The sequence below is a fragment of the Pacificimonas aurantium genome (assembly GCF_020092905.1).
Lineage (GTDB): Bacteria > Pseudomonadota > Alphaproteobacteria > Sphingomonadales > Sphingomonadaceae > Pacificimonas > Pacificimonas aurantium.
This window is the reverse complement of record NZ_JAGSGB010000001.1, coordinates 1,075,452-1,100,975: the sequence shown is the minus strand read 5'-3', so window position 1 is coordinate 1,100,975 and position 25,524 is coordinate 1,075,452. Positions and strand designations below refer to the sequence as shown.

General features: G+C 65.7%; 28 protein-coding genes. 20 read left to right on the top strand and 8 right to left on the bottom strand.

The genetic code is table 11. From position 1 onward, the window contains the following. Nucleotides 1–121 precede the first annotated feature (121 nt). From KCN53_RS05350 to KCN53_RS05340, 3 genes are all read left to right on the top strand, one after another. Nucleotides 122–757 (top strand): trimeric intracellular cation channel family protein, encoded by a 636-nt coding sequence (locus KCN53_RS05350; RefSeq protein WP_088711104.1) that lies wholly within the window; start codon nt 122–124, stop codon nt 755–757. 76 nt (nt 758–833) lie between these two features. After that, nucleotides 834–1,322 (top strand): SRPBCC family protein, encoded by a 489-nt coding sequence (locus tag KCN53_RS05345; RefSeq protein ID WP_088711105.1) that lies wholly within the window; start codon nt 834–836, stop codon nt 1,320–1,322. A gap of 86 nt (nt 1,323–1,408) precedes the next feature. Continuing rightward, complete coding sequence (locus KCN53_RS05340) at nt 1,409–2,578, top strand: serine hydrolase domain-containing protein (protein ID WP_088711106.1); 1,170 nt, start codon at nt 1,409–1,411, stop codon at nt 2,576–2,578. Here the strand turns inward: KCN53_RS05340 and KCN53_RS05335 are convergent. After that, the gene (locus KCN53_RS05335) at nt 2,575–3,564 is read right to left on the bottom strand and encodes an alpha/beta hydrolase (RefSeq protein ID WP_088711107.1); all 990 of its coding nucleotides are present in this window, start codon (nt 3,562–3,564) and stop codon (nt 2,575–2,577) included. The two genes, KCN53_RS05340 and KCN53_RS05335, sit on opposite strands and share 4 nt — an antisense overlap. Before the next feature lie 83 nt (nt 3,565–3,647). Continuing rightward, nucleotides 3,648–6,239 carry a type I DNA topoisomerase gene (topA, locus tag KCN53_RS05330; protein WP_317988406.1) on the bottom strand — a complete coding sequence of 864 codons (2,592 nt, stop codon included), beginning with the start codon at nt 6,237–6,239 and terminating at the stop codon, nt 3,648–3,650. 201 nt (nt 6,240–6,440) lie between these two features. Between topA and KCN53_RS05325 the strand changes: the two genes are divergently transcribed. From KCN53_RS05325 to aat, 4 genes are all read left to right on the top strand, one after another. Next, nucleotides 6,441–8,486 (top strand): putative bifunctional diguanylate cyclase/phosphodiesterase, encoded by a 2,046-nt coding sequence (locus tag KCN53_RS05325; protein WP_143712158.1) that lies wholly within the window; start codon nt 6,441–6,443, stop codon nt 8,484–8,486. Nucleotides 8,487–8,598: 112 nt separating this feature from the next. After that, nucleotides 8,599–9,312, top strand: coding sequence for a glycerol-3-phosphate 1-O-acyltransferase PlsY (gene plsY, locus KCN53_RS05320; protein ID WP_088711110.1), 714 nt, complete (start codon nt 8,599–8,601; stop codon nt 9,310–9,312). Then, a complete protein-coding gene (gene dprA, locus KCN53_RS05315) occupies nt 9,305–10,405 on the top strand; it encodes a DNA-processing protein DprA (protein ID WP_224199379.1) in 1,101 nt (366 codons plus the stop codon). Before plsY ends, dprA begins: the two co-directional genes overlap by 8 nt. Further along, nucleotides 10,402–11,052 (top strand): leucyl/phenylalanyl-tRNA--protein transferase, encoded by a 651-nt coding sequence (gene aat / locus KCN53_RS05310; RefSeq protein WP_088711112.1) that lies wholly within the window; start codon nt 10,402–10,404, stop codon nt 11,050–11,052. Before dprA ends, aat begins: the two co-directional genes overlap by 4 nt. On the opposite strand, the gene KCN53_RS16145 is transcribed toward aat, so the two are convergent. The 5 genes from KCN53_RS16145 to KCN53_RS05285 form a co-directional block, all read right to left on the bottom strand. Then, nucleotides 10,983–11,441, bottom strand: a complete 459-nt coding sequence (locus KCN53_RS16145; protein WP_088711113.1) for a DUF2155 domain-containing protein — start codon at nt 11,439–11,441, stop codon at nt 10,983–10,985. The two genes, aat and KCN53_RS16145, sit on opposite strands and share 70 nt — an antisense overlap. After that, complete coding sequence (gene mlaD, locus KCN53_RS05300; RefSeq protein WP_088711114.1) at nt 11,438–12,001, bottom strand: outer membrane lipid asymmetry maintenance protein MlaD; 564 nt, start codon at nt 11,999–12,001, stop codon at nt 11,438–11,440. Before mlaD ends, KCN53_RS16145 begins: the two co-directional genes overlap by 4 nt. After that, complete coding sequence (locus KCN53_RS05295; RefSeq protein ID WP_088711115.1) at nt 11,998–12,402, bottom strand: NADH:ubiquinone oxidoreductase subunit NDUFA12; 405 nt, start codon at nt 12,400–12,402, stop codon at nt 11,998–12,000. Before KCN53_RS05295 ends, mlaD begins: the two co-directional genes overlap by 4 nt. A gap of 102 nt (nt 12,403–12,504) precedes the next feature. Next, nucleotides 12,505–12,993, bottom strand: coding sequence for a DUF192 domain-containing protein (locus KCN53_RS05290; protein ID WP_224199378.1), 489 nt, complete (start codon nt 12,991–12,993; stop codon nt 12,505–12,507). Continuing rightward, nucleotides 12,990–13,571, bottom strand: coding sequence for a cold shock domain-containing protein (locus KCN53_RS05285; protein WP_224199377.1), 582 nt, complete (start codon nt 13,569–13,571; stop codon nt 12,990–12,992). Before KCN53_RS05285 ends, KCN53_RS05290 begins: the two co-directional genes overlap by 4 nt. Nucleotides 13,572–13,688: 117 nt before the next feature. Between KCN53_RS05285 and KCN53_RS05280 the strand changes: the two genes are divergently transcribed. The 4 genes from KCN53_RS05280 to KCN53_RS16135 are packed head-to-tail and all read left to right on the top strand — an operon-like array spanning nt 13,689 to nt 16,916. Then, nucleotides 13,689–14,381, top strand: coding sequence for a CoxG family protein (locus KCN53_RS05280; protein WP_088711117.1), 693 nt, complete (start codon nt 13,689–13,691; stop codon nt 14,379–14,381). 17 nt (nt 14,382–14,398) lie between these two features. Continuing rightward, nucleotides 14,399–15,343 carry an XdhC family protein gene (locus KCN53_RS05275; protein WP_088711118.1) on the top strand — a complete coding sequence of 315 codons (945 nt, stop codon included), beginning with the start codon at nt 14,399–14,401 and terminating at the stop codon, nt 15,341–15,343. Beyond that, the gene (locus tag KCN53_RS16140; RefSeq protein WP_088711119.1) at nt 15,316–16,317 is read left to right on the top strand and encodes a molybdopterin-binding protein; all 1,002 of its coding nucleotides are present in this window, start codon (nt 15,316–15,318) and stop codon (nt 16,315–16,317) included. Before KCN53_RS05275 ends, KCN53_RS16140 begins: the two co-directional genes overlap by 28 nt. After that, entirely contained in the window at nt 16,314–16,916 is a 603-nt protein-coding gene (locus KCN53_RS16135) for a nucleotidyltransferase family protein (protein WP_088711120.1), read from the top strand. The genes KCN53_RS16140 and KCN53_RS16135 overlap by 4 nt, the downstream gene beginning before the upstream one ends. Here the strand turns inward: KCN53_RS16135 and KCN53_RS05260 are convergent. Continuing rightward, nucleotides 16,913–17,461: a regulatory protein RecX gene (locus KCN53_RS05260; RefSeq protein ID WP_088711121.1), complete on the bottom strand. Its 549-nt coding sequence runs from the start codon at nt 17,459–17,461 to the stop codon at nt 16,913–16,915. The genes KCN53_RS16135 and KCN53_RS05260 overlap by 4 nt on opposite strands. A gap of 125 nt (nt 17,462–17,586) precedes the next feature. Here KCN53_RS05260 and KCN53_RS05255 point away from each other — a divergent pair, with 125 nt between their 5' ends. The 9 genes from KCN53_RS05255 to KCN53_RS05215 all read left to right on the top strand — a co-directional run bounded on the left by KCN53_RS05255 (nt 17,587) and on the right by KCN53_RS05215 (nt 25,481). Then, nucleotides 17,587–19,401, top strand: a complete 1,815-nt coding sequence (locus KCN53_RS05255; protein ID WP_172406141.1) for a fatty acyl-AMP ligase — start codon at nt 17,587–17,589, stop codon at nt 19,399–19,401. Between the two features lie 4 nt (nt 19,402–19,405). Next, the gene (locus tag KCN53_RS05250; protein ID WP_088713285.1) at nt 19,406–20,320 is read left to right on the top strand and encodes an NAD-dependent epimerase/dehydratase family protein; all 915 of its coding nucleotides are present in this window, start codon (nt 19,406–19,408) and stop codon (nt 20,318–20,320) included. A 27-nt stretch (nt 20,321–20,347) separates the two neighbouring features. Further along, nucleotides 20,348–20,596, top strand: coding sequence for an acyl carrier protein (locus KCN53_RS05245; protein WP_088711122.1), 249 nt, complete (start codon nt 20,348–20,350; stop codon nt 20,594–20,596). 17 nt (nt 20,597–20,613) lie between these two features. Next, nucleotides 20,614–21,819 (top strand): serine palmitoyltransferase, encoded by a 1,206-nt coding sequence (spt, locus tag KCN53_RS05240; protein ID WP_088711123.1) that lies wholly within the window; start codon nt 20,614–20,616, stop codon nt 21,817–21,819. Between the two features lie 465 nt (nt 21,820–22,284). Beyond that, nucleotides 22,285–22,773 carry a (2Fe-2S)-binding protein gene (locus KCN53_RS05235; RefSeq protein ID WP_088711124.1) on the top strand — a complete coding sequence of 163 codons (489 nt, stop codon included), beginning with the start codon at nt 22,285–22,287 and terminating at the stop codon, nt 22,771–22,773. Continuing rightward, on the top strand, nt 22,770–23,543 hold the full coding sequence (locus KCN53_RS05230; RefSeq protein WP_088711125.1) for an FAD binding domain-containing protein: 774 nt from the start codon (nt 22,770–22,772) through the stop codon (nt 23,541–23,543). Before KCN53_RS05235 ends, KCN53_RS05230 begins: the two co-directional genes overlap by 4 nt. Before the next feature lie 4 nt (nt 23,544–23,547). After that, on the top strand, nt 23,548–24,294 hold the full coding sequence (locus tag KCN53_RS05225; protein WP_172406142.1) for a M15 family metallopeptidase: 747 nt from the start codon (nt 23,548–23,550) through the stop codon (nt 24,292–24,294). Nucleotides 24,295–24,363: 69 nt separating this feature from the next. Then, entirely contained in the window at nt 24,364–24,732 is a 369-nt protein-coding gene (locus tag KCN53_RS05220) for a heavy metal-binding domain-containing protein (RefSeq protein ID WP_088711126.1), read from the top strand. 14 nt (nt 24,733–24,746) lie between these two features. Continuing rightward, the gene (locus KCN53_RS05215) at nt 24,747–25,481 is read left to right on the top strand and encodes a hypothetical protein (RefSeq protein ID WP_088711127.1); all 735 of its coding nucleotides are present in this window, start codon (nt 24,747–24,749) and stop codon (nt 25,479–25,481) included. Nucleotides 25,482–25,524: the final 43 nt, after the last annotated feature.

Sequence of the window (25,524 nt, the reverse complement as noted above, 5' to 3'; positions counted from 1 at the left end):
GCGCAGAACGGCCTTGCCCGTTCCGCGAGAATTTTCCCGCAGTTGCGAAGATTTACATAGGTTCATGAATCCGGCCAATTTCGCTGGCTTCAGCGCATTCTGCGCGCCATGACGGGGCGCTATGGGCGGGCTTTCCGAACTCTTTTTCTGGTATGCGCTGGTCGGCACGGCCGTCTTCGCGATTTCGGGTGCGCTGCTGGCCCTGCGCAAGGGCATGGACGTTGTCGGGGTATCGTTTATCGCCGTGGTTACGGGCGTCGGCGGCGGAACGGTCCGCGACCTGCTGCTCGGCGACACCCCCGTCCACTGGGTGCGCGAGCCGCTCGACATCGCCGTCTGCATCGCCTGCGCCGTCGTTGCATGTGCGCTGAATCGATGGCTCTTGGGCCGGCGCATGGATTGGCTGCTTTATGCGGATGCCGCCGGACTCGCCCTGTTCGCCGTCCTCGGCGCGGCAAAGGCCGAGCAGGCCAGCGCGCACTGGCTGGTCGCGGTCCTTCTCGGTGCCATGTCGGCGACCTTTGGCGGGATAATCCGCGACATCGTCTGCGGCGAGCGACCCATCCTGTTCGCGAAGGAGCTGTACATCACCCCGGCGCTTCTCGGCGGGGCGGTTTTCGTGGCCCTGCCCGGCCCGCTCGGCTTCGACCTGCGCGCGCTATGCGGGCTGGCTGCCGCGCTCGTTCTCCGGCTCGTGGCCATTCGGCTTTCACTCAGCCTGCCCTTCCCCCGCTACCGCGCCCCGCTCGACGAATAGGCCTCTCCATTTCCAGCGCGTCACCGCCGGGTCCGATGCGCTAAGAAGATGGCGGGGGCGAACGAAGGAGAGCGACATGCCGAAGATGAAATCCCATGAGCCGGTGGGCGAAGAGTATCTTGCCGCCGTATCATCCTCGCTGATCACGCACCGCTTTCCCTTCGCACCCGACCTGGTGTGGAACGCGCTGCTGGATGCCAAGGCGTGGACCGAGTGGCTGCCCATCACAAACGTGACCTGGACCAGCCCGAAGCCCTTCGGGGTCGGTACGACGCGGACGGTGGAGATCGACAAGCAGAAGGTCGAGGAAGTGTTCTTCGCCTGGGAGGAAGGCGAGCGCATGGCCTTCTACTTCGACAAGTCCACCCTGCCGGTGAAGTCCGCCATCGAGGACTACAGGGTACGGCGCGCGCCGGGGGGCAGCGAACTGATCTGGTCCGGCGGGGCGAGCGGCTTTCCGCTCGGCTGGCTCGTCTCGAAAGGCCTGAAAAAAGGCATCGCCGACGGTATGCCGAAGCTGGAGACGCTGATCGCCAACAACCCGCAACGTTTCCGGAAGAGCTGATCTGGGGAACAAAGTGAAACCGGCGGACTGGTTGAAGGTGCTACAAATGTAGCATAGGCCTCCCGAAACTTCGGGAGACTGTCGGAATGCGAGCGCTTTTGCTTCTTATCGCTGCCATGGCGTGGCTTGGTCTCGCCGGGACCGGGGCGACGCAGACGCAGCCAGACACCGAATTCGGAACTGTGAAACCCGGCAGGAATGAGGACGCGCTACGCACTGCGTTCGCGGACGTCGCGGCCCGCCATGGGATCGTAACCGCCGGCTTTGCCACCCTGCGAAATGGCGAACTCGCTCTCGAAGGATATGTGGGGGAGCAGTCACCTGGCGTACCCGCAAACGAGGCTACGCTCTTCAACGTCGCTTCCATCACGAAGCTGATCTCGGCCGAAACGTTTCTGCGCCTGGTCCAGGATGATCGCCTCTCGCTCGACGAACCGATGGCGGACTACTGGATCGACCCGGACATTGCCGGGGACCCCCGCACGAAGCGGCTGACGTTGCGCCATGTCCTTACGCATTCGACCGGCTTTCCGAACTGGCGCTTCTTCAGAAGCGACGGAAAGCTGGCCTTCGAGTCCGAACCCGGCAGCGGCTTCGGCTATTCCGGGGAAGGCTTCGAATATGCCCGCCGCTACGCAGAAGCGAAGCTCGCTACCGACTTCGAAGCGCTTGTCGACGAGTATCTGTTCGAGCCTCTGGGTATCGAGACCGCGTCGGTGCGCGCGGAATTCGGAACCGAGCGCCTGCTGGCGCGCCCCGTCGATGCCGAGGGCGAATTCTACGGCTATTACTGCCGTCCCGGCGGCTATTGCCGGGAGGCCGGTAGCCTCAACGCAGCCGCCGACCTGGCGATCAGCGTGGGCGACCTTGCGAAAATTCTGGGATCGGTCTGGCGCGGCGACGCCCTGTCGCCCGAACTTGCCGACGAGCGGTTCCGCGTCCTCAACCGGCGGCAGGAGGGAGCCGTCGTCGACTGCGCGCAGGCAGCCCCGCAGGACTGCCCCGCGGCCCAAGGCTACGGCCTCGGCTACGAAGTGCTCGACTGGGGCGAGGTGAAGAGCTTCGGACACAATGGAGCCGACTGGGCCCAGCTTTCGGTCGCCTATGTCTATGAGCCCACCGGGGACGGCATCATCATCCTTCTCAACGCGCCCAATCAGCGGGCGCTGGAGGCGATGCCGGAATTGATCGAACTCCTGGACCCCCACTCGGTCCACATCGACAAATATGAACGATGGGCGCGGCAGGCCGACTAGTCGGCAGTGCCGTCCTTCGTTCGCTCGGGCCAGGACGACCCCAAGGCTGCCGCCTCATCAGACCACAGCGCTGGAATGGCGTCAGTCAGGAGTTGCGGCACGACCGTATAGTGATCCTCGCCCTCGTAGATCCGCGTGGTCAGTTCGAGCGAAGGATAATTCCGTAGATGGAGGCGGCGAGAAAAGGCCGCGGTGGATGCCACAATCCCCGACACGGCGAGAAAATCCTCATCGAGTTCGGCGGATCCTGCACCGAGGAAGATCGAAACGGGAAGGTCGTCATGGCTGGCAGCAAAGCGCTCTTCGGTCGTGAAGACGGCACCATCGACACCGTCCATGAAGGGACTGCCGATGATCATCTTGTCGAACGCCTCGGGGCGGGACATCAGCGCGTAACCTGCGAACATCCCGCCAGCCGAGTGGCCGAACAGCGCATGTTCGCCGCTCGTGCGATACGCCTCGACGATCCTCGGGCGAAGCTCGTCGACCAGCATGGCAAGGAAGGCATCGGCCTTGTGCGGAAATTCGGGAATAGGTGCGATACTGTGGAAGACCTCGCCGCCAAGGCCGGTCGGCGCATAACCTTCCCCCGGCGGGGAGAAATCGACCACTCGTCGCCCGACGCCGGCGAGGCCCTCTTCGGGCGCGCTACCGACGCCGATCACGATCATCTCCGGGCTGTGGTTCCCAAGGACCAGAATGTCGAGAATACCGGTCACCGCCCGCAGCATCATAGGTGAATCCAGAACCCACAGGACGGGATAGCTTCGATCGGCGGCAGCATCGTAGCTGGCCGGCAGGGCAACCGTAACCTGATGAGGAAAGGGCATTTCGCTACCCTGAATCTCGAACGGCTCAAGAATCGCCATGTTGGTGCGGGCGCCCGGAACGGAGGCAAGCTGCGGGTTGGCGGCGGCCGGAACCGCGACTGCGACAAGAGCGCAGGCGAGCAACGCCTTCGGGAGCGCGGAGAACAGGGGAGCCATATGAAGGGGTCTCACAGAGAAACTTGCTGTGTTATTCAGATAACACAGCAAAGGGCGGTCTGCAAGCGGCGGAGGCGCCTCCCTTAACCCTCCTCCGCGCTTGCCGCTTTCTTAGCCGGTGCCTTTTTCTTTGCAGTGGCTTTCTTCGCGGGGGCCTTTTTCGCCGCGGCCTTCTTCTTCGCAGGGGCCTTGCGCTTCTTCTTCGCCGGCGCCTTTGCCGCGCGTTCATCGATCAGCTCGGCGGCCTGCTCAAGCGTCAGCGCCTCCTGATCCATGTCCTTCTTCAGGCTGGCATTGACCGATCCGTCGGTCACATAGGGGCCGTAGCGCCCGTCCATCAGGCGGATTTCCTCGCCCGATACCGGGTGCGGGCCGAGAACCTTCAGCGGTTCGGCCTTCTTCCGGCCCTTACCCGCATTCTTCTCGGCGTCCGCCAGTTTCGCGACCGCAGCGTTCATGCCCGTCTCGAACACCTCGGCCGTGCTCGCCAGACGCGCATATTTGCCATCGTGGCGCAGATAAGGACCGTAGCGGCCGATCGAGGCCTCGATATCGTTGCCGGTCTCGGGGTGCTGGCCGATGACCCGCGGCAGGCTGAGGAGCTTCAGCGCCATTTCCAGGTCGACCGTCTCGGGTTCCACATCTTTCGGGATCGACGCGCGCGGCGGTTTCTTCTCCTCGCCCTTCTGGACGAACAGGCCGAAGCGACCGTCGCGGATCGTGATGGGCTCGCCGTCCTCGGGATGCGCGCCGAGATCCTTCGGATAGGCGCCCGCCTTGTCGACGCCCTCTGCATCCGGACTGCCATAGGGACGCGTATAGGTGCATTCGGGATAGTTGGAGCAGCCGATGAAGGGGCCGTTGCGGCTGGAACGGAGGTAGAGCCGCCCGTCGTCGCATGAGGGGCAGGCGCGCGGGTCGCTGCCATCCTCGTTCGGCGGAAACAGGAAGGGGGCGAGGTACTCGTCCAGCACCTCCGTGATCTCGGACGGCTTCAGGCCCAGGATTTCCTGTGTCTTCGGATAGAAGTCCTGCCAGAAGTCGCGCAGTACCGTCTTCCAGTCGATGTCGCCGGCGGAAATCTCGTCGAGTTGCTCCTCCAGCGAGGCGGTGAAGTCATATTCGACATAGCGGGTAAAGAACCGCTCGAGAAACGCTGTCAGCAGGCGGCCCTTCTCGTCCGGGAAGAAGCGCTTCGACTCCAGCCGCACATAGCCGCGGTCCTTCAGCACCTGCAGGATCGAGGCGTAGGTCGAGGGGCGGCCGATGCCGAGCTCTTCCAGCCGCTTCACGAGCGAGGCCTCGGAATAGCGCGGCGGCGGCTGCGTGAAATGCTGTTCCGCGGAGGCGTCCTTGACGGCCGGGGCCGAGCCCTTCTCGATCTTCGGCAGCGCGCGGTCGTCCTCGTCTTCCTCGGCGTCGTCGCGCGTCTCTTCGTACAGCGCAAGAAAGCCGGGAAAGACGGTGACCTGGCCGGAGGCGCGCAGTTCTGCGCGGCCGTTCCGGTCCTGCAGCAACACGGTGGTGCGGTCGAACTTCGCCGACGCCATCTGGCTGGCGAGGGTCCGCTTCCAGATCAGGTCGTAGAGGCGGCGCTGCGCATCGGGCAGCGACGAAAGCGCTTCCGGCCCCTTCGCGAGATTGACGGGGCGGATGGCCTCGTGCGCTTCCTGCGCATTCTTCGCCTTCGATTTGTAGATGCGCGGTTTGTCGGGAAGGTGACGCTGCGTGTAGCGGTCGGCGATGACCTGACGCGCCTCGGTAATGGCTTCGCTCGCCATTTCGACGCCGTCGGTACGCATATAGGTGATGTGGCCTGCCTCGTAGAGCGCCTGCGCCGTCCGCATCGTGTCCGAGGCCGCCATGCCCAGCTTGCGGCTCGCCTCCTGCTGCAGTGTCGAGGTGGTGAACGGCGGATAGGGATTGCGGCTGACCGGCTTCGTCTCGACCGAACCGACCTGATATTCGCCGGCCAGCACGTCTGCCTTGGCCTCGGCGGCAAGCGCGGCCTTCGACAAGGTGAACTTGTCGAGCTGGGTTCCCTGCCAGCGCACCAGGCGGGCTTCGAAGGCTTGTCCCTTGTCGGTCTCGAACCGGCCTTTGACGGTCCAGTATTCCTGCGCCTGGAAGACCTCGATCTCCCGCTCGCGTTCCGTGATCAGGCGCAGCGCCACCGACTGGACGCGTCCTGCCGACTTTGCGCCGGGCAGCTTGCGCCACAACACGGGCGACAGGGTGAAGCCGACCAGATAGTCGAGCGCGCGGCGCGCCAGATACGCGTCGATCAGCGGACCGTCGAGGTCGCGCGGGCTGGCCATGGCAGAGGTGACGGCGGCCTTGGTGATCTGGTTGAAGGTGACACGCCTGACCGTGTCGGGCAGCGACTTCTTCGCCTTCAGATGCTCGTACAGGTGCCAGCTGATGGCTTCGCCCTCGCGGTCGGGGTCGGTCGCCAGGATCAGCGCATCGGCGGCCTTCGCCTTGGCCGCAATGTCCTTCAGCTGCTTCGACCGATCCGACTGGACCTGCCAGGTCATCGCGAAATCCTCATCGGGATTCACCGAGCCATCCTTCGGCGGAAGATCGCGCACATGGCCATAGGAGGCGAGCACTTCGTAGTCCGAGCCGAGATATTTATTGATCGTTTTCGCCTTGGCCGGCGACTCCACGATCACGAGATTATTGGCGATGACGGCGTCTCCTCTTCAGGCGCCGGGATATAAAGCGGCATGGCTCACGAACAAGTGCAGACCGCCCGGCGCGGAAGGGACACAAAGCGAGCGAGATCGTCATTTACGCTAGCGTAATATTCGAAAGTTGAAACGTTTCCCCACCTCCGGCATTGAAAGCTCGGGTCGCTAAAAAGTGAGTATCGCGTGCTGAATATAGTTAATTGCATTGCGTATGAGCACGATCCATGGCTGGTGCTATTGGCTCTTGTCGTGGCAGCGATCGGCGCGACTGCATTTGTCCTTCAATTCGAACGCGTTCAGGTCAACCGGGGATCGCAGAAACGCGGCTGGCTGATCCTCACCGCGATGTCGGCGGGTGCCGCCGTCTGGTGCACTCACTTCGTGGCAATGCTCGCCTATCGCACCGATGCGCAGGCGGTTCTCGTGCCGTCGATTACCATCGCTTCGCTGCTCATCGCGGTCGTCGGCAGCGGGCTCGGACTTGCCTTGGTGGAGCAGCGCGCGCCGAACATGCTACGGCGTGCCGCCGGCGGCGTGATCTTCGGACTTTCCATTGCTGCCATGCATTTCACCGGCATGGCGGGATACCGGTTCGATGGCATCGTGACCTGGGACCCTGGCTATGTCGCCGCTGCCGTCGTCGTTTCCGTCGTCTTTGCAATCGGCGTCGTCCTCGCCCTGACCCAGGAAGGAATGCCCCGCCAGCGGGTCGTCGGAGCCACGCTGTTCACCTTGGCGGTGGCTCTTCTGCACTTCACCGGAATGACGGCCCTGCAGATCGACGCGCTGCCGCTTTCCGATTCGGCGCTGGGACCGCATGACCGCGAAGCGCTCGCGGCCATCGCCGCGATCGTGGGCATGCTAGTAATCGCCAATGGCGTGGCGGCTGCATTCATAGACAAACGCGCCCGTTCCGAGACGAAGCTTCATTTCGAACGCCTGAAAGTCACAGATGCCCTAACCGGCCTGCCGAACCGCAACCGCCTTCGAGAAATCATCCGCGCCCGGATTGATCAGGCCGAACTGGAGGGTGAGCGCTTCGCGCTCGTAAAGATCGACCTGGACCGCTTCAGCGACGTGAACGATCTTCACGGCCATCTCGTAGGCGACGAGGTACTGAAGATCGCCGCTACCCGAATATCCGCTCCGCTCAGCCACGCCGACAGTGCCGCCCGCGTAGACGGGGATGAATTCGCGCTTCTCGTTTCCGGCGGCGACTATGACCGAATCAGCCGCTTGCTGTCCTATATCCGCTCCTCTCTGGCAAAGCCGATGCCCCTGGATGGCGCCGAAGTCCGGGTCGCGGCCAGCTTCGGCGTCGCCGTCTATCCGCGCGACGGGGATGATGGGCCAGCGCTGTCCCGGAATGCCGACCTCGCCATGGCGCGCGCGAAGTCTCAAGGCTCCCGCCAGGCCTGCTTCTACAATCCGGAACTCGACGAGGAAGTCCGGCGCCGCCGGGAGCTTGCTGCGGACCTCAAGGCGGCTCTGGCTGCCGATGATGGCCAGCTCTACCTCGAATATCAGCCGCAGTCCGACATCTCGCTTTCCCGCGTGATCGCCTATGAAGCGCTGCTGCGCTGGAAACATCCTGTCAGCGGCCTCGTCTCTCCCGAGCTATTCATTGCGGTGGCGGAAGAATATGGTCTCATCGTGCAGGTGGGAAACTGGGTGCTCGGAACCGCGTGTCACGAGGCCGCTGGCTGGGACGCTGGCATAAAGGTCGCCGTCAACGTATCGCCGCTACAGTTCAGCCAGTCGGAGCTGCCGCGCCAGGTGCGCATGGAGCTCGACCGCACAGGCCTTCCCGCCGCCCGGCTGGAACTGGAGCTGACCGAGAACGCGCTCCTTGCCGACCGCGACCAGGCACTCAGGATCATCGGCTCTCTCAAGACCCTCGGCGTAGGTCTCGCGCTCGACGATTTCGGAACCGGGTATTCCTCGCTGGAGACACTCCGCAGCTTTCCCTTCGACAAGATCAAGCTCGATCGCTGCTTCATTGCCGAGCCCGATGCACCGGTCGAGGAAACGGCAATCGTCCGCGCCGTGCTCGCGCTCGGCCAGGCATTTTCCATCCCCGTCCTTGCCGAGGGTGTCGAAACGGAAGAGCAGCTTGCGGTGCTTCAGCAGGAGGGATGCCGGCTGGTTCAGGGCTATCTGGTGGGGCGCCCCTCCGCGCGGCCCGACTTCACGCCCAGCTACCTGCACGCCGGTGCGGCGTTGACCTGAAGTCGCCGGCGGCACTGACGTCGCCGGGCGCAGACGCACTCGCCCGCAATCTTTTGCGTGAGCGTCCGCGGCATCTTGCGCCCCCCTTGCCCTCAGCCGTAAGTCAGGCGGCATGTCCGGGACCGAACTCCTTGCCAATCCATGGTTCTGGTTTGCGGCAGGCTATCTTGCGGGCTCCGTCCCCTTCGGCCTCCTTCTGACCTTTCTCGCCGGCAAGGGCGACGTGCGGAAGGTGGGCAGCGGCAATATCGGCACGACGAACGTCCTGCGCGCGGCAGGCAAGGGAACGGCGGCGCTGACCTTGCTGTTCGATGCCGCGAAGGGCGGCGTCATCGTCTGGCTCGGCAGCCGCTACGCCCTGGGCGGCGACATATTGGGCGGCATGGGCGCGTTTCTGGGCCATTGCTTTCCGATCTTCCTGCTGTTCCGCGGCGGCAAGGGCGTGGCCACTTATCTGGGCATCGCGCTCGCCCTGTCCCCGGCTGCGGGTCTGGCCTTTGCGGCTGTCTGGCTTCTCACCGCCTTTCTCGTGCGGCTGTCCTCGCTGGCGGGCCTGCTCGCCAGCATTGCCGCGCCGATCGTTCCGCTGGTGCAAGGCCGCTGGGATGCCGGGCTGCTTCTCGCCGGCATGACCGCCATCGTCATTGCCAAGCATGAGGCGAATATCGGCCGCCTGATACGCGGCGAGGAACCGAAGATCGGCGCCAGAGACGAAGGGACCGGTGACGCAGGGAGCGACACCTATGGTGACGATGGTTTCGACGAGCCCGAACAAACTTCCGATGATAGAGATACGGAGCCCGCCCCGGGGCCGCGTCTTGGTTAGCGAGACCGGCGCATCCGAACAGCTCTCACGGCTTCGGCTTGCGCGGACGCCCCGGATCGGGCCCGTCACCTACCGCCAGCTCCTCGCGCGTTTCGGCACTGCGGACCTTGCCCTCGACGCCCTGCCCGAACTGGCACGCCGCGGCGGCGGCAAGCCGCTGCGTCCGCCGCCGGTCGCTCGGGTGCAGGAAGAGATCGACCGAACGGCGGAGGCCGGGGCCAGCTTCATCTTCTACGGTGACGAGGCCTATCCCCGGCGTCTTGCCAATATCGAAACTGCGCCGCCCGTGCTCGCCTGCCGCGGCAGGCTCGATCTGGCCCATGAGCGCTGCGTGGCGATCGTCGGCGCACGCAATGCCAGCGCCGCCGCGATCCGGTTCACGCGCGATCTGTCTGCGGAACTGGCGGGAGCGGGCTTCACCGTCGTCTCGGGGCTTGCACGAGGCATAGACGCCGCGGCGCATCAGGGGGCGCTCGGGGGCGGAACGGTCGGCGTCATCGCGGGCGGGATCGACATATGCTGGCCGCCCGAAAATGCCGGCCTGCACCAGGAACTGTACGAGCGCGGCCTCGTCGTTGCCGAACAGCCTTTCGGCATGGAGCCCAGGGCAGCGCATTTTCCCCGCCGCAACCGCATTATCAGCGGGCTTTCCCTAGGGACGGTGGTCATGGAAGCCGCGCCCCGTTCCGGCTCGCTGATCACCGCGAGGCTGTCGAACGAACAGGGCCGCGAGGTCATGGCAGTGCCCGGCTTTCCGCTCGACCCGCGAGCGCGGGGCTGCAACGCGCTCATTCGCGACGGCGCAACGCTCGTCCAGTCGGTCGAAGACATCGTCGAGACACTCCAGCCGCTCTCTTCCGGAGCAGCGGTGAAGGCAGAGCCCCCGACCTACGTCCCGGCCCCGCATGAAGAAGTGGGAGACCGCGAGCGTGACCTTGTCGCGGGCCTGCTCGCCCTCACGCCCGTGCCCGTCGACGAACTCGTGAGACTGTCGGGCCTGTCCGCCGCGACTGTTTCGGCAGTCCTCCTGGAACTCGAGCTTGGCGGACGGCTGGAGCGGCATGCGGGCAACCGGGTAAGCTCGGCCGCATGAGCGGCGTCCTCGACCCGGACCTCCTGATCCGCGCCTACGCAATCGGCGTCTTCCCCATGGCGGACGACGCTGCCGCGGAGGACGTGTTCTGGGTCGAACCGAAACGCCGGGGCATCCTGCCGCTGGACGGATTCCACCTGTCGCGCAGCCTCCGCAAGGTCCTGCGCCAAGAGCGGTTCGAGCACCGTGTGGACACCGCTTTCGACGCGGTGGTTGCGGCCTGCGCGGAGCGGGACGGCACCTGGATCAACGGACAGATCCGCACTGGGTACCGGGCGCTTCATGACCGCGGCTTTGCCCACTCGGTCGAATGCTGGCGGGAGGGCAGGCTGGTCGGCGGGCTATACGGCGTCCGGCTCGCCGGGGCCTTCTTCGGGGAGTCGATGTTCACGCGAGAGGACAATGCCTCGAAGGCTGCGCTCGCGCACCTCGTGGCGAGACTACGTTTCGGCGGCTTCCTCCTGCTCGACACCCAGTTCCTGACCGATCATCTCGCCAGCCTGGGCGCGGTGGAAATCACCCGGCAGGACTATCGGGACCGGCTGGACCGCGCACTGGCCCGCCGGGCGCGTTTCGATCAGTTCTCGGCCTCGCCAGAGGGAGTATCGGGAAAGTCCATCGTGCAGCTTCTTACCCAGACGTCGTAGGCGGGGTTGTCGAAACTGTTGAGCGACGGGCTGTTCGCGAACAGCCAGCCCGAGAACAGGCGCCGCGATTCGCCTTCGCCCGCCCGCCGGTCGTCGATCTGGATGAAGGCGCCTTCCTCTTCCCGCGGCGCCCATGGGGGCGTCTTTTCACAGGCGACGAGGCGGATCGACAGCGCCCGGTAGTCCTCGCTGTCGCCGGGCGACATCTCATATTCGGTGACGACCTGGCTGACCTTGTCGAGCACGGCGATCACGGCGATGCGCTCTTCCATCGGCGTAGGGCCGGACGTCTCCGCCTGCTGCGCGGCCGCAGGCGCGGCAAGCATCAGGACGCCGCCCACCAATGCGGCCGATCGCGTCAGGAAAAGGCCTGCGGCGCACCTGGTCACAGGGCCGGCTCGTCCTCCGGCGCGGGCTCTTCTAGATTGCCGAAGCCCCCCTCCAGCGAACTGCCCGATCCCGATCCGGAAGAGTCGCTGCCGGAATCGCTGCCGGTCTGATTGATGAACTGGCCCACCAGTCCCATCATGTCGACCGAGCCCTGCGTGTTCATGATCTGGTCGCCACTACGCAGCACCTCGGTATCGCCGCCGGGCGACAGGGCGATATAAGTGCCGCCGAGAATCCCCTCGGAGGTGATCTGCGCGCTCGAATCGAGCGGCAGCTCGTAGCGGTCGTTGATTGCCAGCTCCAGCTTGGCGCGAAAGGGGAACTGCTCTTCCAGCGTATAGGAGGTGACCTGTCCGATGGTCACGCCGGAAACGCGCACGTCAGTACCCTCGTCGACGCCGGCCGCATTGTCGAACAGGGCGGTCACGACATACTGGCTGTCGCCCGTGCTCGCGCTGGTCTTCTCATAGAAAAACAGCACGGCGAAGACGGCGACGACCAGGACCAGCAATCCGACAACCGCCTCGATCAGGTTCTGCCGGAACATCTGATTCATCATGCGTGGCTATCCTCCGGCGACCATGCCTCGTAATCGCCCAGCGTCTTCGGGCGCTCGCGTCCCGACGGAAGACCGCCCGGCCGGACATAGGCCGCCGGCGTCCCGGTGGGATTGGGGCGATGCTCGCGTACCCAGGGGTGAACCAGCTCTTCGCCTGGCGCGGGCACGTCGTCATGGCTGAAATGCAGCCAGCCATGCCAGCGCGGCGGCACGCGGCTCGCTTCGTTGTCGCCATTGTAGATGACCCAGCGCCGTTCGCGCTGCCGGTCCGTGGCGTCCTTGCGGTAATAGACGTTGCCGGCCGCATCCCTGCCGACTTCCTCGCCGTGGCGCGAGGACCACAGGCGGGTGCCGAGGGTGGGACCGTCCCACCAGGTGAAGATGGATTTCAAGATGCCCATGGGGCGCTCTTCCCTGTTGTGCGAAGCATATCGTTCGCCGCTTAGTCGCTGGCAGGACAGGAATCCACTCCCTGCCCGTCCGGTTCCCGCCCGAACCCCGCCTCAGCGGGCGGGCAGCTCGTAGCTGACCCGGTCGCCCGCCTCCGCGCCGATGCGGGCGGCCTCCCCGGCGTTCAGCTCCAGAACGGCCGCCACGGTCCCTTGCGAGCGGTAGCTGGAAGTAGCGAGCGGAACCGTGTCGGCTGCGATGCTTTCGATCGTCCCGTCCGCCGTAACGAAGATCATGTCGAGCGGCAGATAGGTGTTCTTCATCCAGAAGGAGGCCGGTCGCGGCGGATCGAACGGAAACAACATGCCCTCGTCGGGGGCCATTTCCTGGCGAAACATCAGACCGCGCGCCTGTTCGTCCTGCGTCAGCGCCAGTTCGACCTGATAGTCATGCGTCCCCGTCTCGGTTTCGATGGACAGGGGAATCCAGCCTTCTTCCAGGGTCTCGGCAGCTTTTGCCGAGGGCTGCGAGCTGGCCGTACAGGCCGAACAGGCAAGGCCGAGCATCATAAGCGGCCCCAGGGCCAGTCGTAGCGGGGTCACTCTTCGCTGTCGTCCTTCTCGGACGCGCGGGCGGCAACTTCGATGGCGATGAAGCCGCGCTGTCCTTCGCCGATGCGGGCGTCGAGCACATCACCTGGTTCGACTTCACTGATTCCGGCCGCGCGCAGGGTTTCCATGTGCACGAAGATATCGCCATCGACCGAGGGGCGCAGCAGGAAACCGTAGCCCTTCAGCTTGTTGAACCATTTGACCTGGCATTCTTCCAGCTCGCCGACGCTTTCGGCGGCGGCCTCGTTCACCCGCTTGACGGGTGCACGCAGTTCCGGATCCGGCCCGGTGGCGGTCGAAAGGTCGAGGGAGAGTATTTCCTTGGCTTGCAGGCCGCGGTCGGTCTCGCAGACGCGGCAGCACAGGCTCGCCCCTTCCGGAAGCGTCCGCCGGTCGTGCTTTGCCAGCAGGCTATAGTGCACGAGTACGTCGCCCTTCCCGTCCTGGTCCGGGACGAGAAAGCCAAATCCTCTTACGCTGTCGAACCACTTCATACGGCCGGACAGCTTTTCGCCGTCCGCGTCGTCCGTGGCCGCGTCGATTTCCATCGACCGGTCTACAAGCCCCATACTGCCCTTCCCCGCAGTGGGTATCTATTTACCCCTGATTAACGAGCGATCATAGCAAATTTGCTGCGGTTTGAAACGTTGAAGCATCAATATGCGTCACTTAGGCGGGAGCATGACATGAAAATTTCCGGACAAACGCGGATCGCCGCACCGCGAGAGCGCGTATGGGCCGCCCTGATGGACCCCGATGTCCTCGCCCGCTGCATCGACGGCGTGGAGTCGCTCGAACGTACCGAAGACGACCGTTTCGCAGGAAAAATGAATGCGAAAGTCGGTCCCGTGCGCGCCAAATTCACAGGCGAGGTCGCGATCCAGGAGGCCGAGCCGCCGCAGCACTATGTCCTTCGCGGCGAAGGCAAGGGCGGCGTCGCCGGCTTTGCGAAGGGAAGCGCCGCGGTCGACCTGGAAGAGCCCGAACCCGGAGCGACGATCCTGAACTACACCGCCGAATCGCAGGTTGGCGGGAAGCTCGCCCAGCTCGGGTCGCGCCTCGTCGAAGGCGCGGCAAAGGGCTATGCCGAACGCTTCTTCGAGAATTTCAAAGATGTGGTGGAGGGAAATCCCGGCTCGGGAGCGGTCCCCGCCGCCGCAGAGGAAGCCCAGCCCCTCGCCGATCCGGTCGAAGCTTCGCCGGGCAAGCCCTCGGTGCCCGCCGACACCCCCGCGGCGCAGGAACCGACCGCCCCCGTTACGGGCGCGGTCGACGACAGCGAGCCCTTCCGCAGCGAGTCTTCCGGCCTCGGCGTCAAGGGATGGGCCGCGCTCGTCATTCTGATCGCCGCCGGCATCGTCGCCATCCAGTTCCTCTAGAACAGGCGGACACCGGCATGAGCAGCGAAGACCGCGCGCTTCTGCAGCAAGCGCTGGACTGGAGTGCGGACGAAGGAAAGGTCGCGCTCGCGACGGTGACGAAAACCTGGGGCTCGGCGCCGCGGCGCCAGGGCGCGCATCTGGTCATCCGGTCCGACGGCCTGTTCGAGGGCTCGGTTTCCGGCGGCTGCGTGGAGGGCGACGTCATTACCGAGACGGCCGCTGTCTTCGAAACCGAGGAACCGCGCCAACTGCACTACGGCGTCGCGAACGAACGCGCCTGGGACGTCGGGCTCGCCTGCGGCGGTGAGATCGACATCCTCGTTCAGCCTTTTTCGGACCGCGGCTTTTCGCCGGACCTTGCGAAGGAGGTGATCGCGGCAATGGACCGGGGCGAGGAAACGACACTCATCACCGGCCCGGACGGCATCACGCGGCGCGGCGCAGATGGCGAGCCCGGCGAAGGCCGCTTTCGCAGGCTCTATTCTCCGCCCCTCGAACTGCTCATCGTCGGCGCCGTCCATATCAGCCAGCACCTTATCCCCCTTGCCGCCGAGCTCGGCTACCGCTGCCGCCTCGTCGATCCTCGCGGGCTGTTCGCGCAGGGCGCGCGCTTTGCCGGCATCGAGGTGGACGACCGCTGGCCCGACGAGGCATTTTCGGACTGGCATCCCGGCGCGGCATCCGCCGTCGTCACGCTGACGCACGATCCGAAGCTCGACGATCCCGCGCTGACCGCCGCGCTTCGCTCGGAGGCGTTCTACATCGCCGCTCTGGGATCCCGGCGCACCCATGCCGCCCGGCTGGAGCGCCTTGCCGATGCAGGGTTCGGCGAGGAAGCGCTCCGCCGTATCCACGGTCCTGCGGGGCTCGCCATCGGGGCTGCGAACCCCGCCGAGATCGCCCTTTCGGTCGCCGCGCAGATGGTCGAGGCGTGGCGCGGACGCGTGTCGGCGCCATGAAGTTCGGGGACCGGCGGCTGGCGGCCTGCGAGGGCGCAATCCTTGCCCATTCGGTCGATCTCGACGGCACGCGCCTTGCGAAGGGGCGCCTGCTCTCCGCGGCCGACCTCGACGCGGCGCGCCAGGCGGGCCGAGAACGGCTCACCGTCGCCGAACCGTCGCCGGCGGACCTGCGCGAGGATGACGCGGCCAGTCTGATCACCTCTGCGCTGTCCGGGTCCGGACTGGATGCCCGCCCGCCCGCCAATGGCCGGGTTGACCTTGTCGCCCGGACCCGCGGCCTGCTCTGCCTCGATCCGCGCGTGATAGACCGCGTGAACCGCATCGGCGAAGCGATCGGCCTCGCCACCCTGCCCGCCTTTGCCACCGTCGAGGCCGGCGAAATTTGCGCGACCTTGAAGATCGTCCCCTTCGCGGTGCGGGCAGCCGCCGCACAGCGGGCAGCGAAGGCGGCGAGCGTGCAGCCACTGACGGTCGAACCCTTTCGCGCGCTCTCCGCCGACCTCATTCACACGCAAGGCGAAAACCCCACGCCCAAGCTCGAGGCGAAGACCGCCGCGGTTACAAGGACGCGGCTGGAGGCGCTGGGCGGGCGGCTGACGAGCGAGCGTGCCGTTCCGCACAAGGTGGATTCGCTCGGCGACGCGCTCGCAGAGGCCGGGTCCGATCTCGTCCTTGTTGCAGGCGTCTCGGCAACCACCGACCGGCGCGATGTCGTTCCCGCCGCGATCCGCAAGAGCGGCGGCACCGTCCTCCGCCTCGGCATGCCGGTCGATCCGGGAAATCTGCTCCTTCTCGCGAGGCGCGGCGCGCAGTGGATCGTCGGTCTGCCGGGCTGTGCGCGCAGCCCGAAGCGGAATGGCTTCGATATGGTGCTGGAACGCCTGTTCGCGGGCTTGCCCGTCTCCTCGCGGGACATTGCGGCGCTCGGCGCGGGCGGGCTTCTCAAGGGGTCGGAGCGGCCCAGCCGGTGACGGTCGGTGCGATCCTTCTTGCAGCAGGCATGTCGCGCCGCATGGGCGATGAAAACAAGCTGCTAGCCGAACTGGGCGGTGTGCCGGTCATCGCCCGCACCCTCGCCCTCACGACGGCGGCCGGCCTCCCTGCGTTGGTCGTCCTCGGTCATGACAGGGACCGGGTCGCCGCAGCGCTGCCGCCGGGAACGGAAACCGTCACCGCTCCTGCCTATCGGGACGGGATGGGCGCCTCGCTCGCGGCAGGTGTACGCGCCGTTCCCGCTGACTGGCGCGGGTTCTTCATCATGCTCGGCGACATGCCCCTGGTCGAACCGGCGCTCCTTCGCACGATGGAAGAAGCCCTGGCCGGTCCGGACGGCATCATCGTACCGGTGTCGGGGGGCAGGCGCGGGAACCCGGTGCTCTGGGGCCGGGACCATCTTTCCGCGCTCGAACATCTATGCGGCGATCGGGGCGGCAAGGCTCTCCTTGCGGCATCTTTCGAAAAGATCGTCGAAGTGAAGGCGCCGTCCAAGTCCGTCTTCCTCGACGCGGACACTCCCGAAGGACTGAACGAAATCCGCAGAGTTTGGGACGGCACCCGCGCGAAGGCCTAGTCCTCGACGCCCTCGAACGCCTCCGCGCTTTCGGCGCTGAACAGTTCCTTCACCAGCGACACATCATGGCCCGCGCGCAGGCAGGCGGCAAACTGCTTGCGTTCGCGCTCGGGCGTGGGGTCTTCGGCAGCGAAGGGCCCCAGACGCTTGCGCTCGGCGAAGCGCAGCAGGGCGCCGCGCGCATCGACTTCGCCTCGTGCCGCCCCGCGGTCCTCTTCCCCGAGACCGTCCACACGAAGCTGAGCTTCTACACGGCGGGCGCCGTAACCGCGGGCGGCAAGGCTGCGCGCCTTCATCTCGCCATAGATTCGGTCGCTGATATAGCCGAGCTCGGCAAAGCGCGCCGCGAGCGCGTCGGTGTCAGGCCGGCCTTCACCGTCCCAGCCGCGCTCGCGCAGCTTCCGTTCCAGGTAACGTACCAGCTTGGCGCGGGTGGTGGCGTACCGCCCGACATAATGCAGTGCCAGCTCGCGCAGACTGTCCTCGCCCAAACGCTTGGAAGCACGCGGCTTTCGCCGCTTCGCCGTCGAATCCCGCCCTGTCATGCCCAATTCATGCCACAGTCTGCCGTCATCTGCATGGAAAAGTCCGCACGCGACGGGACATGAAGGCACGGCTTTGTCGAACCGCGTGAATTGTGTAACACAGCTGACAAGATAGAGATCATCCCATGAGGATCGACCATGACCAATTCGACCAGCGGGCCGGCGCAGAGGTGAGCGACGTGCCGGCCGGGGCCCCCGTTCAGGACGATATGACGACCCCGACATCTCCCGGAATCGAGCGACGTTTCGCCGATTTCGATACGCTGCAGGACGCCGTGGACTACGCGGCGACCAGCGCGTGCGGACTGAACTTCTTCGACGCGCGTGCCGCCAATCCACGTGCGCTTACCTTCCGGCAGCTGAAGGAGGAGGCGCAGGCCTTCGCCCGGCGCATGATCGCCCGCGGCATTCAGCCCGGGGACCGCATCGCGCTGATCGCCGAGACGAGTCCCGAGTTCGCAGTCGCCTTTTTCGGCTCCGTATATGCCGGCGCGCTTCCGGTGCCGCTGCCGCTTCCCACCAGCTTCGGCGGGCGCGGCGGCTATGTCGAACAGATCCGCAACCAGCTGACCTCATGCGATCCGCGCCTTGCCGTGGCGCCCGGCGCCCTGACGGAGTTCGTCGCGGAAGCCGCCGAACATTTCGGCCGCGGGATCGACGTTCTTGGCTGGGAGGACGCCGCCGCCCTCCCGGAAAAACCGTGCGACTTTCCCACGGCCGGCCCGGACGACATTGCCTATCTGCAATATTCCAGCGGCTCGACGCGCTTTCCGCACGGCGTGGAGATTACGCATCGCGCCCTGCTTGCGAACCTCAACGGTCATGCCGTCGGCGTCGGCCTGAGAGAGGGCGACCGCTGCATTTCCTGGCTGCCCTTCTACCACGACATGGGCCTCGTCGGCTGCCTGCTCTCGCCCGTCGCGAACCAGACGAGCGCCGACTATATCGCCACCGACGATTTCGCGCGCAGGCCGCTCAGCTGGCTGAAGCTGATCAGTCGGCATGAGGGCACCTCGCTCTCCTATTCGCCCACCTTTGGCTACGACATCTGCGCCCGGCGCATTTCCAGCCAGTCGAGCGTCGCGGAGACCTTCGACCTCTCGCGCTGGCGCGTGGCCGGGAACGGCGCCGACATGATCCGGCCTTCGGTGATGGAGAGCTTTGCGAAGACGTTCGCGCCGGCAGGCTTTGACGCGGGCGCCTTCACACCCAGTTACGGCCTTGCCGAGGCCACGCTGGCAGTCACGATTTCCGAGCCCGGTACCGGCATCGAGACCGACCTCGTCGACGAACGCCGCCTGGCCGGCGAGTCGCGTGCGGACGCGGCCGCGAACGGCGACCTGAGAAAGCGCCGCATCGTCAATTGCGGACGCCCGCTGCCCGGAATGCGCGTCGAGGTGCGCGGCGCCGACGACAGCCTGCTTCCCGACGGGGAGATCGGCCGCGTCCTGATCGCGGGCCCCTCCATCATGACGGGCTATTTCCGCGACCCCGAGGCCACCGCGGCCTGTCTCGACGGGGAATGGCTCGATACCGGCGATATGGGCTATCTGAAGGACGGGGCCATCTTCATCGTCGGCCGCGCCAAGGACATGATCATCATCAACGGCAAGAATCACTGGCCGCAGGATATCGAGTGGGCGATCGAGCAGCTCGCCGGGTTCAAGGCCGGGGACATCGCTGCATTCGCCATCACCACGCCGCAGGGCGAGGAAAGCCCCGCCGTCCTCGTCCAGTGCCGTACCAGCGACCCCGCCGAACGCGCGCGCATCCGCGACCAGATCAAGGCCAAGGTGAAGGAAATGACCGGCATGAGCTGCGTCGTCGAGCTTGTGCCGCCGCGCACGCTGCCGCGCACCAGTTCGGGCAAGCTCAGCCGCTCGAAGGCGCGTTCGCTCTACCTGTCCGGCGAAATCCAGCCGCTCCAGGTCGCGGCCTAACCCCATCGCCGTCCTCGCCCTCACCGGCGGCACGGGATTTGTCGGCGGTCATACGATCGACGAGGCACTGCGGCGCGGTCATGAGGTGCGCGCCCTGACGCGGCGAGCGCAGGCTCCACGCCCGAGCGTTCACTGGGTAGCAGGCGACCTCGCCGACGAAGCTGCCCTTGCAGAGCTGTGCGAAGGCGCCGATGCCGTCATCCATATCGCCGGCATCGTCAACGCCCGCACGCCCGCCGGCTTCGAGGAGGGCAATGTCGCCGGAACGCGCCGCATGCTCGCCGCAGCCGAAACGGGCAAGGTGCGCCGCTTCGTCCATGTATCCTCGCTGTCCGCCCGCGAGCCCGAACTGTCGCAATATGGCGCCTCGAAGGCGCGCGCCGACGAACGGGTGCGCGCGTCCGGCCTCGACTGGGTCATTCTCCGTCCGCCCGCCGTTTACGGCCCCGGCGATACCGAGACGGTGGACATCTACCGCCTCGCCAAGCGCGGGCTCGCCGTCGCGCCGGGCCCGGGCCGCTTTTCGCTCATCTACGTCAGCGACCTCGCGGCGGCACTGGTCGCGCTCGCCGAAAGCGAAGCAGGCTCGCACCGGATCTTCGAAATAGCCGACGGCCCCCGCGCGGTCACGCACCGCGACATGGCCCGCCTTGTCGGCGCAGCAGTCGGGCGCACCCCCCGGGTCGTGCCCCTGCCCACCGCCGCCTTGAAACTTGGCGCTGCTGCCGACTGGCTGCGCAGCAAGGCGACCGGGCAGCTTCCCAAGCTCAGCTTCGACCGGGCGCGCTACATCGCCCATCCGGACTGGAGCGCCGACCCGGCACCGCTGGAGGCGCTCGGCATCTGGGCGCCGCGCATCGGTGCCGAAGAGGGCATTCGCCGCACCGCCGACTGGTATGCGCGCGAAGGCTGGCTCTAAAGGCGGCGGGCCGTTACAGACGCCCGCATGACGACGACCAAGGAAGAGGTGCTGCCGCGCCTCATCGACATCATCCAGCCCTTCAACAAGAAGGACATCGAACTCACCGCCGCGACCAGCTTCGCCAATGATCTGGAGCTGGACAGCCTGACGGTGATGGACTTGGTGGCGGAGATCGAGGACGAATATGACATCATCCTCCCCGTCAACATGCTGCCCGATTTGGAAACTATAGGCGACGTCGCGTCGGCGGTGGCCGAAATCAAATCCAAATAAGCGGCAGGAGGGCCCCGGTGGCCGATCTCTTCGACAAGTTCCAGCCCCTCATCGACCAGTATGAGGCGTTGCGCGGCAGCGGCCTGCGCGATCCCTTCCACCTGCAGATGGACGAGATCAAGTCGCCCACGCGCGCGGTCGTCAATGGCCGAGAGATCATCCTCGTCGGCACCTATAATTATATGGGCATGACCTTCGACCCCGACGTCATCGCGGCGGGCAAGAAGGCGCTCGAGGAATTCGGCTCGGGAACCACCGGCAGCCGTGTGCTGAACGGTACCTATCAGGGCCATGCCGAATGCGAGGCGGCGCTGCGCGAATTCTATGCCATGGATCATGCCATGGTCTTTTCGACCGGCTACCAGGCGAATCTCGGCCTGATGTCGGTCATGGCGGGGCGCGGTGAGTACATTGTCCTCGACGCCGACAGCCATGCATCGATTTATGACGGCTGCGCCATGGGCAATGCCGACATCGTCCGCTTCCGCCACAACAGCGTTTCGGATCTGGAAAAGCGTCTGAACCGCCTGCCTGCCGAAGCCGGCAAGCTGGTTGTCCTCGAAGGCGTCTATTCGATGGTCGGCGACATCGCCCCGCTGAAGGAGATGGTCGCCGTTGCGAAGGCGGCCGGCGCGATGATCGTCGTCGACGAGGCTCACGCCATGGGCTTCTTCGGGGAAAATGGGCGCGGCGTCTTCGAGGCGGCGGGCGTCGAGGACGATGTCGACTTCGTCGTCGGCACCTTTTCGAAATCCGTGGGAACGGTCGGCGGTTTCGTGGTCTCGAACCATCCGAAGTTCGACATCCTGCGGCTGGTCACGCGCCCCTATGTCTACACTGCCAGCCTGCCGCCCGCCGTGGTCGCCTGCGCCGCGACCTCGATCCGCAAGCTGATGTCCGCGCACCACAAGCGCGCGCATCTTTGGCAGGCGAGCCGCAAGATGCATGCGGACTTGCGCGGGGCGGGCTTCGAGCTCGGAACGGCGGAAGCCGAAAGCGCCATCATCGCGGTGAAAATGCCCGACCAGCAGACCAGCGCGGCCATGTGGACCGCTCTCATCGAAGAGGGGGTCTATGTGAACATGGTGCCGCCGCAGGCCACCCCCGGCTTCAACCTGCTGCGCTGCTCGCTTTGCGCCGAGCATAGCAATGAGGATGTCGCGGAGATCGTCGCGCGTTTCGTGCGCGCCGGCCAGGCCGTGGGCCTGCCCGTCTCCGCCTGACCTTTCGGCGCCGCTCGGTCTGTTCTGGGTGCCCGGTTCGTCGATCCGAGCAACGCCATAAGGGTCCTTCAACACCAGCTGTATCAAAATGAGACCGCGCCTGTTTCAATTCGGCACATCATACGCGCCTGCTTGAACTGGTCGTTCAGGACTATATTTCTCAAGCCGTTATAAATTAACAGCTTTTCGTTTTTGGCACGCAGGTTGCTATCCGTTTCATGTCTCTCGATCACGGCCCCGATCGGGAAGATATTTCGAGGTTCTGCAATGTATCGCAGACCTCTCGAAGCTACGGGCGGAGCCTCACGGCCCCGAGGGTCCGCCCCCTTCGCTAAGAATCAGGCGGCAGCACCAAGGCCCCGGTGTTGCCGCCTTTTTCGTTTTAGCGAATGCCGCCGGATCGTGACGCGAGCCTCACATAAAATTCAATTTCGTCGGTGCCCCCGCCTGCGCTAGGCTCCACCTATGGGGACTCAATTCACGCTGAACGGCCAGCCCGTAGCCGCCGACGCGCCGCCGACAGCGCTGCTTGTCAACGTTCTTCGCGACACGCTGGGACAAACCGGAACGCATATCGGCTGCGACACCAGCCAGTGCGGCGCCTGCAACGTCCTGCTCGACGACGTCCCGGTGAAAAGCTGCACGCTGCTTCTCGCCCAGGTCGCCAATCGCAGCGTCACGACGATCGAGGGGCTTGCAGAGGGCGACCGGCTGCATCCGATGCAGGAAGCGTTCCGCCAAGAGCATGGGCTGCAATGCGGCTTTTGCACGCCCGGCATGGTCATGGCCGGGATCGGCATCGCGAACCGGCATGGCGGTGAGGTCGACGAGGAGACCGTTGCGCACGAGCTCGAGGGCAATCTTTGCCGCTGCACCGGCTATGTGAACATCGTGAAGGCGATTCGCGCCGGCGCGGCGGCCATGGATGGCGCGGCGCGGGAGGCTGCGGAATGAGCTACGAACGTCCCGGCACGCTGGACGACGCCGTCCGCCTCTCCGGTACGGGCGAGGACGCTGCCTATCTGGCGGGCGGCCATACGCTGATTCCCGCGATGAAGGCGCGCCTGCGCGATCCTGACCTTCTCATCGACCTCGCCGACCTCGACGAGCTGAAGGGGCTTGTCACCGACGGCGAACGGCTTTGGATCGGCGCGCTGACGACGCATGCCGAGGTATCGCAGACGGCCGGTGCGATTCCCGCGCTGCAGCAACTCGCCTCTTTGATCGGCGATCCGCAGGTGCGGGTACGCGGCACACTCGGCGGCAGCCTGGCGAATAACGACCCCGCGGCGGACTATCCGGCCGCCGTCCTGGCGCTCGATGCGGTCATCGAAACTGATCGCGGATCGCACGCGGCGGACGATTTCTTCCAGGGTATGTTCTTCACCGCGCTGGAAGAGGGCGAACTCATTCGCCGGGTCGGGTTTCGCATTCCGAAGCGCGCGGCCTATGCGAAATTCAGGCACCCTGCCTCGCGCTATGCCCTTGCGGGCGTCTTCGTCGCCGAGTTCGAGGACGGCGTACGCGTCGCCGTGACCGGAGCGGGGGGCGACGGCGTCTTCCGCTGGACCGCCGCGGAAGAAGCGCTTGCCGCCGGGACCGATCCTGCCTCCATAGGCGCACCGGATGTCGGCGACATGTCCAGCGATATCCACGCAGGCCCGGAATATCGCGCGCATCTGTGCACCGTGATGCTGAAGCAGGCCGTCGGCGGACTTTCATAATCCCATGCTGCGGCTGGCCGCCTTGTTGGCGCTGGGCGCGGCAGGCTGTGCGGCCCAGACGCAATCCGACCGGATGCAGTCGGATCAGGCCCTGCCGATCGAAGCACTGCCCGCCCGCCCCTCCACCGCTCAATCGGCGCCGGTGCAGCCGCAGCTGATCGACATTCACCGAGTGGCCCCGAATATCCGCGTCGATATGCGCTACTACGGCGACGAGAATTTCACGGGGCGGCCCGTTCCCGGATACGAGGCGCCGCAGTGCCTCCTCTCGCTCGAGGCCGCCCACGCGCTGGGCGGGGCTCAGGCCGAACTGGCCGAATATGACCTCGGGTTGAAGGTCTTCGACTGCTACCGGCCCCAGCGCGCGGTCGACGCTTTCGCAGCTTGGGCGAAGGATCCCGCAGACACCCTGCGCAAGGCGGACTATTACCCGGACGTGCCAAAGTCGGAGTTGTTCGAGCGCGGCTATATCGCCCGGCGTTCCGGTCATTCGCGCGCCAGCACGGTCGACCTCACCCTGGTGGACCTCGAATCCGGAAAGGAGCTCGACATGGGGTCCGGCTACGACCTGTTCGACACGCTGTCCTGGCCTGCGGACCCCCGGCCGGACGCGCAGCAACGCGCGAACCGCCTGCTGCTGAGGCAGGCCATGCTCGGCGTCGGCTTTCGCCCCCTGAAGCAGGAATGGTGGCACTTCACCCTGGCGGACGAACCCTATCCGGACAGCTATTTCGACGTGCCGGTGCGCTAGGGCCTACACGCGTCCTGCCGGACGTCATAAGCGGGAAAAAGCTCGACCTGTCTGGAAGGAAACCTGCCGATGATCGTCACCACAACCCCCAGTGTCGAAGGACGTACCATCACCGAATATCACGGTGTCGTGGCAGGGGAGGCCATTATGGGTGCAAACATTTTCCGCGACCTGTTCGCGGGCATCACCGACATATTGGGCGGTCGTTCGGGCTCGTACGAAAAGGTCCTGCAGCAGGGGCGCAGCGAAGCCATCGAGGACATGAAATATGTCGCCGCCCAATATGGCGCCGATGCCATCGTCGGCGTCGACATCGACTATGAGGTGTTGGGCAAGGAAGGCTCCATGCTGATGGTCTCGGCGTCGGGTACCGCCGTGTCGCTGAGCGGTGGAGGCAGGAGCGGAAGGTCGGGAGAGCGCAGCGGCCCCTGGAGCTGAGGGGGCGCGCCCGCTTGTCGCTGCCCCCGTTCGACACCGCGCACGATCCGCGCTCTCCTCTCTCCTGGCTGGCAGCCGCAGCCCGGCTGATCGGACGTCTCGGCCCACGATACTGGCTGCTTTTGGTCCTCGTTCTCAGCGGCCGGGCCATGCTGCCTTTCGCGCCGCCGGGACTCGTCGGCGAACCCGCGGAGCTCCTGTTCCAGTTCCTCGTCCGCTTCTGGATGCCCTATCTGTTCATCCGCGCCATGGCGCGCGAAGCCCGTCCGGCGCTCCCCAATCTGGGCTTCGTTTTCTTCGCGGGGCTCGTTCTCCTATTCGGACTGATCGAGGGGGCACTGATCGCCGCCGCGCACGCGCTGGTGCTTCGGGGTGGCGCCAGTCCCGAGGACATGTACCGGCTGGTCTTCGCCGCCGAGATCGCCGCGACGGCGCTGACGCTGCGCCTGCTTCCTCTTTACGCCGGCACCGCCACGGGCCGCCTCAGTCCGCTTGAGCGCAACTGGTGGGCGGGGCTCAGGGGAGCGGCGTCGCTCGCCCTCTTCGCCGCCATAGTCATCGTTTCGGGCGGCGCATCGCTTCTCGAGCGGCTGCTGACGGCGCCGGTTTCGGCGTTCGAACTACAGGCGATCGCGCTCCTTCATTTGCAGCAGCTGGTCGTGGCCGCGGCCTTCCTGTTTTCCGGGGCTCTTGCCCTTGCGGCCTGCAACCGGTGCGCGAACTTGCCGCCGCCGGAGGCTTCGCGGTAAGGGACGCGGATATCTTTCCCAAATCACGAGCCGACGAAGCGAC